General features: G+C 71.6%; 14 protein-coding genes. 8 read left to right on the top strand and 6 right to left on the bottom strand.

Annotation, left to right across the window (positions count from 1 at the left end; translation table 11 throughout):
- From pnp to JWR86_RS04430, 3 genes are all read right to left on the bottom strand, one after another.
- The coding region (pnp, locus tag JWR86_RS04440) for a polyribonucleotide nucleotidyltransferase (protein ID WP_299561319.1) at positions 1–1,541 on the bottom strand (1,541 nt) is incomplete at its 3' end.
- A 225-nt stretch (positions 1,542–1,766) separates the two neighbouring features.
- A complete protein-coding gene (rpsO, locus tag JWR86_RS04435; protein WP_299561316.1) occupies positions 1,767–2,036 on the bottom strand; it encodes a 30S ribosomal protein S15 in 270 nt (89 codons plus the stop codon).
- Positions 2,037–2,284: 248 nt separating this feature from the next.
- Positions 2,285–2,788, bottom strand: coding sequence for a GcrA family cell cycle regulator (locus JWR86_RS04430; protein ID WP_299561313.1), 504 nt, complete (start codon positions 2,786–2,788; stop codon positions 2,285–2,287).
- A gap of 281 nt (positions 2,789–3,069) precedes the next feature.
- On the opposite strand from JWR86_RS04430, the gene JWR86_RS04425 reads away from it, so the two are divergent.
- The 7 genes from JWR86_RS04425 to JWR86_RS04395 all read left to right on the top strand — a co-directional run bounded on the left by JWR86_RS04425 (position 3,070) and on the right by JWR86_RS04395 (position 7,355).
- Positions 3,070–3,471 carry a hypothetical protein gene (locus JWR86_RS04425; protein ID WP_299561310.1) on the top strand — a complete coding sequence of 134 codons (402 nt, stop codon included), beginning with the start codon at positions 3,070–3,072 and terminating at the stop codon, positions 3,469–3,471.
- A 13-nt stretch (positions 3,472–3,484) separates the two neighbouring features.
- Positions 3,485–3,994 (top strand): sigma-70 family RNA polymerase sigma factor, encoded by a 510-nt coding sequence (locus JWR86_RS04420; protein WP_299561307.1) that lies wholly within the window; start codon positions 3,485–3,487, stop codon positions 3,992–3,994.
- Positions 3,991–4,806: an anti-sigma factor gene (locus tag JWR86_RS04415; protein WP_299561304.1), complete on the top strand. Its 816-nt coding sequence runs from the start codon at positions 3,991–3,993 to the stop codon at positions 4,804–4,806. The genes JWR86_RS04420 and JWR86_RS04415 overlap by 4 nt, the downstream gene beginning before the upstream one ends.
- Before the next feature lie 9 nt (positions 4,807–4,815).
- Entirely contained in the window at positions 4,816–5,337 is a 522-nt protein-coding gene (locus tag JWR86_RS04410; protein WP_299561301.1) for a hypothetical protein, read from the top strand.
- A gap of 84 nt (positions 5,338–5,421) precedes the next feature.
- Entirely contained in the window at positions 5,422–5,667 is a 246-nt protein-coding gene (locus tag JWR86_RS04405; protein ID WP_299561298.1) for a hypothetical protein, read from the top strand.
- Positions 5,668–5,772: 105 nt separating this feature from the next.
- Positions 5,773–6,429: a thiamine phosphate synthase gene (locus tag JWR86_RS04400; protein ID WP_299561295.1), complete on the top strand. Its 657-nt coding sequence runs from the start codon at positions 5,773–5,775 to the stop codon at positions 6,427–6,429.
- On the top strand, positions 6,426–7,355 hold the full coding sequence (locus JWR86_RS04395) for a tetratricopeptide repeat protein (RefSeq protein ID WP_299561292.1): 930 nt from the start codon (positions 6,426–6,428) through the stop codon (positions 7,353–7,355). Before JWR86_RS04400 ends, JWR86_RS04395 begins: the two co-directional genes overlap by 4 nt.
- On the opposite strand, the gene JWR86_RS04390 is transcribed toward JWR86_RS04395, so the two are convergent.
- A complete protein-coding gene (locus JWR86_RS04390) occupies positions 7,352–8,137 on the bottom strand; it encodes a hypothetical protein (RefSeq protein WP_299561289.1) in 786 nt (261 codons plus the stop codon). The genes JWR86_RS04395 and JWR86_RS04390 overlap by 4 nt on opposite strands.
- 91 nt (positions 8,138–8,228) lie before the next feature.
- Between JWR86_RS04390 and JWR86_RS04385 the strand changes: the two genes are divergently transcribed.
- Complete coding sequence (locus JWR86_RS04385; protein ID WP_299561286.1) at positions 8,229–10,427, top strand: glycoside hydrolase family 3 N-terminal domain-containing protein; 2,199 nt, start codon at positions 8,229–8,231, stop codon at positions 10,425–10,427.
- 77 nt (positions 10,428–10,504) lie between these two features.
- Here JWR86_RS04385 and JWR86_RS04380 read toward each other — a convergent pair whose 3' ends face one another.
- Together JWR86_RS04380 and JWR86_RS04375 are read right to left on the bottom strand one after the other, a co-directional pair.
- Complete coding sequence (locus tag JWR86_RS04380) at positions 10,505–11,752, bottom strand: L,D-transpeptidase family protein (RefSeq protein WP_299561322.1); 1,248 nt, start codon at positions 11,750–11,752, stop codon at positions 10,505–10,507.
- Positions 11,753–12,016: 264 nt separating this feature from the next.
- Positions 12,017–12,425 (bottom strand): class II fructose-bisphosphate aldolase (locus JWR86_RS04375; RefSeq protein WP_299561283.1); only part of this gene is annotated, 409 nt, incomplete at its 5' end.

The following is a 12,425-nucleotide window of genomic DNA, read 5'->3' as shown; positions in this document are numbered from 1 at the left end:
CCGGCGATCTTGATGTCCATCTGGAGGGACGTGATGCCCTCCTCGGAACCCGCCACCTTGAAGTCCATGTCGCCAAGCGCGTCCTCGTCGCCGAGGATGTCGGACAGGACCGCGAAGCGCTCGCCTTCCAGGATGAGTCCCATGGCGATGCCGGCGACCGGCCGCCGGAGCGGCACGCCCGCATCCATCAGCGCGAGAGAGCCGCCGCAGACCGAGGCCATCGAGGAGGAGCCGTTCGACTCCGTGATCTCGCTGACGATCCGGACCGTGTAGGGGAACTCGTGCGGGGGCGGCAGCAGCGGGTGGATCGCCCGCCAGGCGAGCTTGCCGTGGCCGATCTCGCGGCGCCCGGGCGAGCCCATGCGGCCGGTTTCGCCGACGCTGTAGGGAGGGAAGTTGTAGTGCAGGAGGAAGCGCTCCTTGCGGGTGCCTTCCAGCGCGTCGATGAACTGCTCGTCCTCGCCGGTGCCGAGGGTCGCCACCACGAGCGCCTGCGTCTCGCCGCGGGTGAACAGCGCCGAGCCGTGCGCGCGGGACAGGACGCCGACCTCGGACTGGATCGGACGGACCGTCTTCACGTCACGCCCGTCGATGCGGGAGCCCGTGTCCAGGATCGCGTTGCGGACGACCTTGGCCTGGACCTCCTTGAAGGCGGTCTTCACCTGGTCGGCGTTGAAGCGGGCCTCGCCGTCGGACGGAGCGAGGGCCGACATCACCTTGCCCTTGGCGCCGTCGATGGCCGCGTAGCGATCTTCCTTCTTCGTGATGGAATAGGCCTGCCGCAGATCCTGCTCGGCGATCTGCAGGATCACGGTCTCGATCTCGGACAGATCGGGCGCCGTGAAGTCACGCGGCTCCCGGGCCGCCTTCTCGGCCAGTCGGATGCAGGCTTCGATGATCGGCTGGAAGTGCTTGTGGCCGAACATCACGGCCCCGAGCATGATGTCCTCCGGAAGCTCCTTGGCCTCCGATTCGACCATCAGCACCGCGTCGGCCGTGCCGGCCACGATCAGATCGAGGCTCGACGCCTCCATGTCCGTGAGCAGCGGGTTCAGCTTGTAGCCGCCGCCGATATAGCCGACGCGGGCGCCGCCGATCGGGCCCATGAAGGGGATGCCGGAAATGGTGAGCGCGGCCGAGACCGCCACCATGGCGACGATGTCCGGATCGTTCTCGAGGTCGTGCGACAGCACGGTCGCGACGATCTGCGTGTCGTTCTTGTAGCCGGGCGCGAAGAGGGGACGGATCGGCCGGTCGATGAGGCGCGAGGTCAGCGTCTCCTTCTCGGAGGGACGGCCTTCACGCTTGAAGAAGCCGCCCGGAATGCGGCCGGCCGCATAGGTGCGCTCCTGGTAGTTCACGGTGAGCGGGAAGAAGTCGAAGCCGGGCTTCGGCTCCTTCATCGACACCACGGTCGCCAGCACGGCGGTTTCGCCGTAGGTCGCGATCACCGCGCCATCGGCCTGCCGGGCCATCTTGCCGGTCTCAAGAACGAGCTTGCGCCCGCCCCACATCAGTTCTTCGCGTTGAATGTCGAACATGTGCCTTCAGCCTTCCATGGCCGGGCTGGCTCTCGGGCACCATGAGCAAGATGACGGGAGGCTCGTGCGATCTCAGCACCGCTGCGACCGGATCGGTCGCGCGAGCCTCCGGCGATCCTGCCATGGCGTCTCTGTCGCCCGGCAGTTGCGGACCGGCGGATCGTTCCGCCGGCCGGTTCGGGACCGCGGTCCCGGGTCGTGTCGGCCGGGAACCCCGGCCGAGGGTCAGCGCCGGATGCCGAGCTTTTCGATGAGGGCGCGGTAGCGCGGCTCGTCTTTCTTCTTGACGTAATCCAGCAGCGACCGGCGCGACGAAACGAGCTTGAGAAGCCCGCGCCGCGAATGGTTGTCCTTGCTGTGCGTCTTGAAGTGCTCGGTCAGGTTGGTGATCCGCTCGGTCAGGATCGCGACCTGAACCTCGGGCGAACCGGTGTCACCCGACTTGCGGGCGTGCTCTTTCATGAGCGCGGTCTTGCGCTCGGGAGTGATCGACATCGGGCATCCTTTCAGTGAGGGAACGGGGGCGGAGCCGGGAGGCAGGCCCTTCGCGAGGGTGGCCGAGCCGGGATGTCGTCCAGCACGGTCGAGGTGTCGCGAGCATGAAGCCTCGCCGGCCGAGCCGGCACCGAGGCTGGGGCGCGTATACACGAACTCCGCCGCGGCCGGAAGGGGCCGCGGGGGCATTCGCTGCGGGCCGCCAAGCGGCCCGCGCGCAGGTCAGGGGCTAGGTCAGGTCGGGCCGGTCAGGCCCGCAAGCGCTTCCGCTCGGCCGCGGGCTGGTAGGCGATCTGGCAATGCGTGCCGCAATAGGGCAGCCCGGTGATGGAGCGGGCGCCGCAGAACCCGAAATCCGCGGTCGCCGGGTCGCCCAGCGGCCAGCGGCACATCGAGTCGCGCAGATCCAGGATGGACACGCGCTCGGAGACCGGGATCATCGCCGGCTCGGCCCGCCGCACAGCCACGGCCGCCTCCTGGACGGGGCTCGCCTCGCCGAGGCCGACCGGCGCGACGCCAGGCACCGCCTCGGGAACAGCCTGGGGGCGCGGCTTTGGGGCGCGCGGCGGAGCCGGCTGGCCGGCCTTCCCGCGGCCCGACAAGCCGAGCCGGTGAACCTTGCCGATCACGGCGTTGCGGGTGACACCGCCCCCGAGAAGCGCCGCGATCTGGCTCGCGCTCAGCCCCTCGCCCCAGAGCCGGCCGAGCAACTCGACGCGGTCCTCCGTCCATCCAGCTGCCGCATCCGCCATTCTCAGCCTCCTCGGTGCCCCGGCGCCGCTCCGGAGCGAATCCCTCATCCCTCGCCGACGGCCACACATCCGTCGGCGCTCACGCGAACTCGTTCGGTGATCAGGGTTGCCGGACCAAATGCTCGCGTCCGGCGAGGTCAGCACTACCTGAACGGCTGACTCGGGCGCAAGAGTCCGACCGAATCGGCTCCTGTTCATCCCCAGGAGATGTGCCGGCAAGCCGGATGGAATAGCGTCGCGCCGCGGGCGTCTGTTGCCATGATGCCACCGGGAGAGATCGCATGACCCGAACCCTGCTCACCGCCGCCCTCGCCCTCGCTGTCACGGGCGGCGCCATGACACTGGCGGGCGGGGCGCTCGCCCAGAGCGCCGAGCCCGCCCGCAGCGCCGAGACGTCGAAGGGCAAGGCGCTCGTCGATGCCAAGGGGATGACGCTGTACACCTTCGATCGGGACGCCGCCGGCAAGTCCAATTGCAACGGCGCCTGCGCGACCAACTGGCCGCCGTTGAAAGCGGGGGCCGATGCGACCACGACCGGCGCTTGGACCGTGGTCACCCGCGACGACGGCGGCCGGCAATGGGCGTACAAGGGCAAGCCCCTTTACACCTGGGTCAAGGACAGCAAGCCCGGAGACGTGACCGGCGACGGCGTCAACGGCGCCTGGCACATCGCGGCCCCCTGACCGGCCCGCCGGCGTGGACGAGGTCTCGACCCGGCTCGAGCGCCACATCCCGGCCCTGCGCCGCTATGCCTGGGCGCTGCTGCGCGACCGGGAGGCGGCCGACGACCTCGTCCAGGATTGCCTCGAGCGGGCCGTCGGCCGCTGGGCGCTGCGCCGCCGCGACGGGGACCTCCGGGCGTGGCTGTTCGCAATCCTGCACAACCTCTTCATCGACGGCCTGCGCCGGCGGCGGCGCGAGGGCCTGAGGGTGGACCTCGACCATGCGGCTGAACTGCCGTCACCGGGCTCGGACCCGGAAAGTGCCACCGGGCTGCGCGACGTCCTGGCGGCGCTCGACACGCTGCCCAGCGAGCAGCGGGCCGTGATCCTGCTGGTGGGAGTCGAAGAGTTGTCCTACGAGGCCGCCGCGCGCGTGCTGGCCGTGCCCATCGGCACCGTGATGTCCCGGCTGAGCCGGGGGCGGGAAAGGCTGCGGCGGGCGCTCGAACCCGCGCCGGCGGCGACGCTGCGGAGGATCAAGTGAGCGGCCTCGAGCGGCCCATCGGCGAGGACGACCTTGCAGCTCATGTCGACGGCCGCGTTCCGGCCGGCCGGCAGGCGGCGCTCGCGACCTATCTGGCCGAACGCCCCGACCAGGAGGCCGAGCTTCGGCGCGACCGCGAGACGCTGATGGCCCTGCGCGACCGGCTGGCTCCCATCGCCGGGGAACCGGTGCCGTCACGCCTGCGCGTTGCGGCCATCCGGGCCGAGCGGCGCGGACGGCAGCGCCGCCGGTTCGGCCTCGCGCTCGCGGCCGTGCTGCTGCTCACGGTGGGCGGCACTGCAGGCTGGTACGGGCGCGATCTCGTGGGTGGGCCGAGGCCCCTCGCCGGCCGGGCCTGGGCGGCCATCGCCGAGGAGGCTCTGGCCGCGCACCGGACCTACACCGTCGAGGTGGTCCATCCCGTCGAGGTCAAGGCGGCCGAGGAGGCCCACCTCGTGCAGTGGCTGTCCAAGCGCCTGAAGCGCCGGCTCGTGATCCCGGACCTGGAGGAGCGGTTCGGCCTGACGCTGGTCGGAGGCCGGCTCCTGCCGGCCGGCCGGGATGTCGCCGCGCTCCTGATGTATGCGGACGCGTCCGGCTCCCGCCTGACGCTCTATGTCCGGTCCGGCGGGGCGCGGGAGAGCGCCCTCAACTTCATGCGGGAGGGCGAGGTCTCCGCCTTTTCCTGGATGGACGAAGGCTACGGCTACGTGGTGTCCGCCGCCATGGACCGCGACAAGCTGCAAAGCGTGGCCAAGGCCGTGCTGGCCGATGTCGATCTCGACGCCGCCCGGCGCCGGCGCGCGTTGTAGGGCCGCCCGATGGCGAAGGCGGCAAAGCTCAAGGTGTTCAGCATGGCGGCCGGCTTCCACGACGCCGTGGTGGCGGCCCCGAGCCAGAAGGCCGCCTTGAAGGCCTGGGGCACCACGACGGATCTGTTCGCAGCCGGCCGGGCCTGCGTGGTGGAGAACGAGGCTCTGATCGCACAAGCGTTGGCGCAGCCGGGCGTGGTCGTCAAAGTGGCTCGCGGGGACGAGGCCGCCATGCTCGGGCCGGAACCGGCGCAGGCTGCGGGCGACGCCAAGCGCCGCCGCGAGCCGCGCAAGCGCCCTCCCCCGGACCGGACGGCCCTGGACGCGGCCGAGAAGGCGGTGGCGGAGGCCGAACAGCACCTCGACTCCGAGCTCGCGGCGCTGGCCGAAAGGCGGGCCGAGCTCGATCGGCGCGAGCGGGAGGTGCGCCAGGCCGCCGAGCAGCGCCTCGGCCGGCTCCGGGACGAGCGCGACGGCGCGGCGGCCGCCTTTGCCCGGGCCGTCGAACGAAGCCGACGCCCGGTGGATTGACCTCTCGACCCGGTGGACCGCCGCTCTCGCGCCGGCCTACCGTGCCGCGTTGATTCGCGGCCGGCAGGGAGGGGCAGAGATGGCGTGTCGAGGCCCCTGCGTTCGGCCATGACGACCTCCCGGACCCGGCGGGCCAAACGGCTCGTCTGCCACCATTGCTCGGTCACGCTCGCCCCGGATGCGCGCGAGCATTACGGCTACCAGTGTCACGCCTGCGTGGTGCGGGAGCACGAACTCGTGCTGCTGAGGTCGACCGATCCCGATCATCCCGACCTCGAATGGCTTGAGGCCGTGCCGGTTGATATCGGCCTCGATTCCGCCAGCCGATAGCTGCGGCCCGCCGGCGCTGGACGGCAGCGCGGCCTGCGGAAGCGGGCTGCCGGCCACTGGCGCTCGATCCCGCCTTTCGCCGCAATCCGGCATGAAGCAGGCGCCATGACCCGTCCTCGCCCCAGCCTCTACCTGATCACCCCCCTTCTGGAGGACCCGGCCTCGATCCTGCCGGGGCTGGAGGAGGCCTGCCGGGCCGCCAGCGTCACGGCTGTCCTGCTGCGGCTGGCCCCGGCGGACGAGCGCAGCCTGATCAAGAACATCAAGCTGGTCGCCCCGATCGTGCAGGCGCAGGACGCCGCCCTGATCCTGGACGATCCGGGCCCGGACTTCGACCTCGCCACCCTGGTCACGCGGGGCGGCGCCGATGGGGCCCATGCCGAGGATCCGGAGCGCCTGACCGACCTGTGCCAGCGGCTGAAAGAGGGCCGCAATGTCGGCGCCGGCGGGCTCTTGACGAAGCACGATGCCATGCTGGCGGGGGAGATCGGGGTCGATTACGTGATGTTCGGCGAGGCCGGGCGCGACGGCCACGTGCCGCCGCGCGGCCTCGTTTTGGAGCGGGTGGCCTGGTGGGTGGAGATCTTCCAGACCCCGTGCGTGGCCTATGCGCCGACCCTCGCCGAGGTTCCGGCTCTGGCGGCGGCAGGGCCGGAATTCGTGGCCCTCGGCGACGCCGTGTGGAGCCACCCGGCCGGTCCGGGGGCGGCGCTGGCGCAGGCGGCCGAGATGCTGAGCCAAGCACCGGAGTCGACCGCATGACGGCGCTCCGGATCGCCCTGGCGCTGGCGCCGCTGCTGCTGGCCGGCCCCGATGCGGCCGGGGCGAGCCCCGCCACGGCGGCCGCGAGGCCGGCCGACCTCGCCTATGGCGCCTACCAGCGCGGCCTCTATCTGACGGCCTATCGCGAGGCGACGGCGCGGCTCGACAAGTCCCCAGGGGACGCCGCCGCCATGACGTTGCTGGGGGAATTGTTTAATCAGGGCCTCGCCGTGCGGGCCAACCCGGAGGAGGCCGCGGCCTGGTACCGGCTCGCCGCCGCCCGTGGCAGCCCGCACGCCATGGCGACCCTCGGCCTCATGTCGATGGATGGTCGTGGCACGCCGCGCGACCTCTCGGCCGCCCGGAGCTGGCTCGACAAAGCCGCTGCGCTCGGGGAGCCCACGGCGGCCTACAACCTCGGCCTGCTGCTCCTGTCGGAGGGGTCCGACCAGGCTTCGGCCCGCGCCGCCGCCCTTCTGACCGTCGCGGCAGAGGCGGAGATCGCCGATGCCCAGCATGCGCTCGGTGTGCTCTATTCCCGAGGGCAGGCCGGCCTGCCGCGCGATCCCGCCAAGGCGGCCGCGCTCTACCTGCGGGCGGCCCGGAACGGCTCCATCGCCGGCGACGTCGAATTCGCCATCGTCCAGTTCAACGGGGACGGGGTAGCCAAAGACGAAACAGCCGCGTCCAAGCATTTCCGTCGGGCCGCCGCCCGCGGCAACGCCATTGCCCAAAACCGGCTGGCCCGCCTCTATGCCATGGGCCGCGGCGTTCCCCGCAGCCTGCTGGAAGCCGCGGTCTGGCACCTGCTGGCCAAGGGCCAGGGGCTCGAGGACCGCTGGCTCGACAACGCCCTCAGCGAGCTTCCGGCGGCGGACCGCAAGCGCGCCGAACAGCTCGCGGCCGAGCGCTCCGGCAAGGCCTAGCCGAGGGCACGCCGGAGGACGATCAGCGCGCCGTTCCAGGCGAGGCAGGTCGCGAGTGCCAGAATAAGGGCCCAGCCGGACCCGAGCGGCTCCGCGGCCAGGTGCAGCAGCAGCAGCGCCGGTCCATAGCCGAGCATGCCGGCCAGCGCATGCGACATCAGCCCCGCGACGGCCGGCCCGCCCATTCGGGGCTGCAGCAGCGCGATCAGGCTGACGAACACCACCGGCACCATGGCGGCATAGCCGGCCGGCCCGGGTCCGAGGGCCTGGCCGATCAGCGTCGTGGCGACCACGAGCGCCATCACCGTGCAGGCCCGGATGGCGATCTGCAGGGCGGTCGCGGAGGGCGGTTTCGGAATAACCTGCCGCCGGGCCGGGGCCGTGGCCACCATGGCGGCGACGGTCAGCCCGACCGAGCTCGCAAAGGCCGTCCAGCCCGTCCAGGAGATGTGGGACAGCCCGAACAGCGACACGGCCCAGCCGGCCAGTCCGGCCAGCAGCGCCAGGACCGTGCCGCAGCGCCAGGCCACCGCGGCATAGGCCGTGACGAACGCGGCCGTCGCGCCGACGGAGAGAAGCGAGGTCAGCGCCGCGCCGGCCACGAAGCTCGGCGGGTGGTCCAAGCTCAGAAACAGGTAAGCGGGCCCGGCCGATACCGGCAACGTCGCCACGATGGCCCCCAGGAAGGGCCCGACCCGCTCCACCGCGAGCGACGCTGCAAGGACGATGGCGGCCGTCGCCAGCATGCGGGCGCCGAGAAGCGAAAGGGCAGCCACGCTCATGGGTGATGCGGAATCCGTCTGCGACCGACGATTCGGAGGAAGGCCGGCACTCCGTCTTGCAGGGCCGGGGCCCCGGCCGTCTATAGGGCGCATGATCAGCCCGCGTTTCCTCCGGTCGATGCCGCTCCTCGCCTCGCTCCTCGTGGTCCTGCTGGTCGGGCCGGGGCGCGCAGCGCCGTCGGCCCGGGCAGCCGATGTCGAGGCGCGACTCGACGCCCTCATTGCCCGCATGACGCTCGAGGAGAAGATCGGCCAGCTCCATCTCGCGCCGAACAACCCCGGTTTCGACATGGGGGAGGTCCGGGCCGGCCATGTCGGCGGCGTGCTGGCCTTCACGGGCGCCCGCTCGGTCGCGGCGGTTCAGCAGGCGGCGCGGGAATCGCGGCTCGGCATCCCGCTCCTGGTCGGGCTCGACGTGCTGCACGGGCTCCGGACCATGTTTCCACTCGGCCTCGGCGAGGCGGCGAGCTTCGACCCCGACCTGGCCCGGCGGGCGGCCGAGGCGGCGGCACGGGAGGCCGTGGCGCTCGGCTTCAACTGGACCTTTGCGCCCATGGCCGACCTGTCGCGCGACCCGCGCTGGGGCCGCATCATCGAGGGCTTCGGCGAGGACACCCATCTCGGAGAGGTTTTGACCCGCGCCCGCGTGGAAGGCTTTCGGGCCGGCGGCCTCGCGGCCACGCTGAAACATTTCGCCGGCTACGGCGCGGCCCAAGGCGGGCGCGATTACGACGCGGCCGAAATCTCCGTCCGGGATCTCCTGGACAGCTACCTGCCGCCGTTCCGGGCGGGTCTCTCGGCCGGAGCCGAGAGCGTGATGAGCGCCTTTCATTCGCTGAACGGGGTGCCGGCCTCGGCCAGTCACATGCTGCTCACCGGGATCCTGCGCGAGCGCTGGAGCTGGGACGGGTTCGTGGTGTCCGACTGGGCGGCGATCGAGCAACTCGTTGATCACGGCGTCGCGGCCGACCACGCGGGCGCCGCCGTGCGGGCCCTCGCCGCCGGCATCGACATGGACATGGCGAGCGGGCTGTACCGGCGGCATCTCGCGCCCGCCGTCCGGGCCGGCCTCGTGCCCGAGGCGGCCGTGACGGAAGCCGCCCGCCGGGTGATCCGGGCCAAGCTCCGCATGGGGCTGTTCGAGCAGCCGCTGCCTGTCGGGGCGACGGACGACGTGCCGCCCCCGACCGAGGCGGCTCGCGCGCTGTCGCGCCAGCTCGCCCGCGACACGATGGTGCTGCTGCGCAACGACGGCACGCTGCCCCTGACCGGGCGGGCCGGCACCCGCATCGCCCTAGTCGGCGGCCTCGCCGGCGGCGCCGCGGATCTGGTCGGCCCCCATGCCGCGTTGGTGCGGCACGAGGACGGCGTGTCGGTCCGGCAAGGACTGGAAGCCCGGGCCGCACGGGCCGGCGCCACTGTCGCGTTCGCGCCTGGCTGCGACGCCCTTTGCGCCTCGACCGAGGGGTTTGCAGCGGCCGTCGAGGCGGCGCGCGCCGCCGACGTCGTGGTCGCGGTGCTGGGCGAGAGCCAGGATTTCAGCGGCGAAGGCGGCTCGCGCGCCTATCTCACCCTGCCCGGGCAACAGCCGGAGCTGCTGCGGCGCCTGGTCGAGACCGGGAAGCCCGTGGTGCTGGTGCTGGTTGCCGGGCGCCCGATCGAGCTCGGCCCCGTGGTCGACCGCCTGGGCGCGCTCGTGATGGCCTGGTTCCCGGGCACCGAGGGCGGCCATGCCGCCGCCGACATCCTGTTCGGCGATGCCGAACCCTCCGCCAAGCTCCCGCTGTCATGGCCCCGCACCGTTGGCCAAGTGCCCCTTGTCTATGATCGGGCGCCGACCGGACGCCCGGCGCAGCCCGGCAACCGCTACACGCTGCGCTATGTGGACGAGGAGGTCACGCCGCTGTTCCGGTTCGGGTTCGGGCTCGGCTACACCACCTTCGCGCTGGCGGGGCTCGATCTCGGGGAGGCCCGGATCCCGCGGAGCGGGACAGTCGAGATCGGAGTCGAGCTCGCCAATACCGGCACCCGACCCGGCCGCGAGGTGGTGCAGCTCTATGTTCGGCAGCCGGTGGCCAGCAGCACCCGGCCGCTGCGGCAGTTGAAGGCGTTCGAGAAAGTGGCCCTCGCGCCGGGCGAACGCCGCCGCGTGACCTTGCGGGTTCCGGCCGCGGAACTCGGCTTCCACCGCGAGGACGGCAGCTACGTGGTGGAGCCCGGCCCGCGCGAGGTGTTCGTCGGCACCTCGTCCGAGGCGGCGCTGTCCGGTCGGGTGGAGATCACGGACTAAACGGGCGGCGCCGGACGGGCGGCGGCTGCCGCCGCCCGTCGCCGCGTGGTCCCCGGGCCGGGCCCGGGGACGTGGCGTCAGTTCAGCAGTTCGTTCTCGGGCTCGACCTGCTGGCGGGCCGCCATGGGCACGCGGCCGAGGCCGTCCTTGTTGTAGATGTCGTCGCGGAACTGGACGAGGCCGTCCGGCGCCGCCCAGGCCGTGACATAGGTCCAGTACACCGGCACGGCCTCGCGCAGGGGCGCGTCGGTGCGGGACCCGGCGGCGAACACCTCCTCGATGCGGTGGCGGTCCCAGCCGGGCGTGTCCTTGAGCAGCCAGGTGATGTAGTCGCGCACGTTCTGCACGCGGACGCAGCCCGAGGAGACGAAGCGGAAATCGTCGCCGAAAATGCCCTTCGAGGGCGTGTCGTGCATGTACACGCCGTGCGGATTCGGGATGTTGATGCGCACAAAGCCCATCGAGTTCACCTCGCCGCCCGGATCCTGCCGGAACATGTAGCGGGTGGCCTCGTCGGAGTTCCAGTTGACGGTTTCCGGCCGGAGCTCCTGGCCGGCGGAGTTGAAGATGCGGATCTTGTTGTCCGTCAGGTAGGACGGCTCCTTGCGCATCTTCGGGATCAGGTCCTTGCGGATGATCGAGGCCGGCACCGTCCAGAACGGGTTGAAGTTCACGGCCTGGATCTTGGCGTTCATCACCGGCGACTGCCGGTCGATCTTGCCCACGCCGGCGGCGTGGCGGGTGTGGACGCGGCCGTCCTCCACTGTCTCGACCAGGGCGGCCGGGATGTTCACGATGACGTAGCGGTGGCCGAGATTGCCCGAATAGGAGCGCAGCCGCACCGCGTTCAGCTCAAGCTGGCGCATGCGGGTCTCGGCCGGGACGTTCATGGCCGCGACCGTGCCCGTGTTGAGCAGGCCCGTGGCGCCGAGCCCGTGCCGCGACTGGAAGCGCCGCACGCCGGCCTCGACATAGGAATCGTAGATCTGCGAGGCGCCGGCCGAAGGGTCGAGATCGCCTTCCACGATGAGGCGCCGGCGCAGGTCCAGCACGGCTGGGCTGCGCGTGCCGACCTTCATGCCGCCCGGCAGGGAGAGCGGCTGCCAGCCGCCGCGGGCGACGATGTCGCGGTAGCGCTCCACCATCTCCTCAGTGGTGGCGAGCGCCTCGCGCGACAGGATCGGGGTGTTGGAGCGGGGCACGCGCACGCGCGCCGCGCCGTCGTAATTCTGCGCCCACTCGGCCTGGTCGGCCTGTGCCAGGGCAGGCGAGGCCGCGGCAGCGGCGGCCGCGGAAAGCAGGAAGGCGCGTCGGGACAGGTTCATCAGGTCGCGAAGCTCGTTCGGGTTCGACGAAGACACAGGAGCGCTCGGCTGCGCAGAGCTGACGCATCACTGCCGGATCGTCGTTAAGACCGGCCTACACTCGGGCCGTTTTGTGGCGCCCGACGCCATTCGGTCCCGACGGCCCCGTCGCCGCGGGGGCTGGGCGGCGTTTCCCGCCCGACCGTTGCCTCAAGGCGACAGACGGGCGGCAATCGCCGGAACGGGGCAGGACGGACGGCCCACCCCGGAGGTCGGTGGCGCGGCCTACTCGGCCGCCTGCCGCAGGCTGCCGCCGATCTTCGGGTCGAGCTCGCCCTTGGCATAGCGGGCGGCCATCTCGGCCGGAGTCGCCACGCGCTTGATCTTGGAGGCCTGGCCGGCGGTGTTGAACTCCTGCAGCCGCTGCCTGCACAGGGACGTCATGGCGGTCATGGCGGGCTTCAGGTACTTGCGCGGGTCGAACTCGGACGGGTTCTCCTGCAGCACCTTCCGGATCTGGCCGGTCATCGCCATGCGGTTGTCGGTGTCGATGTTGATCTTGCGCACGCCGTGCTTGATGCCGCGCTGGATCTCCTCAACCGGCACGCCCCAGGTCGGCTTCATCTGCCCGCCATAGCGGTTGATGATGTCCTGCAACTCCTGCGGCACCGACGAGGAGCCGTGCATCACGAGA

Origin of the sequence: Enterovirga sp. (assembly GCF_028290205.1) — a bacterium.
Taxonomy (GTDB): Bacteria; Pseudomonadota; Alphaproteobacteria; order Rhizobiales; family Beijerinckiaceae; genus Enterovirga.
This window is presented reverse-complemented; position numbering and strand designations above follow the sequence as displayed.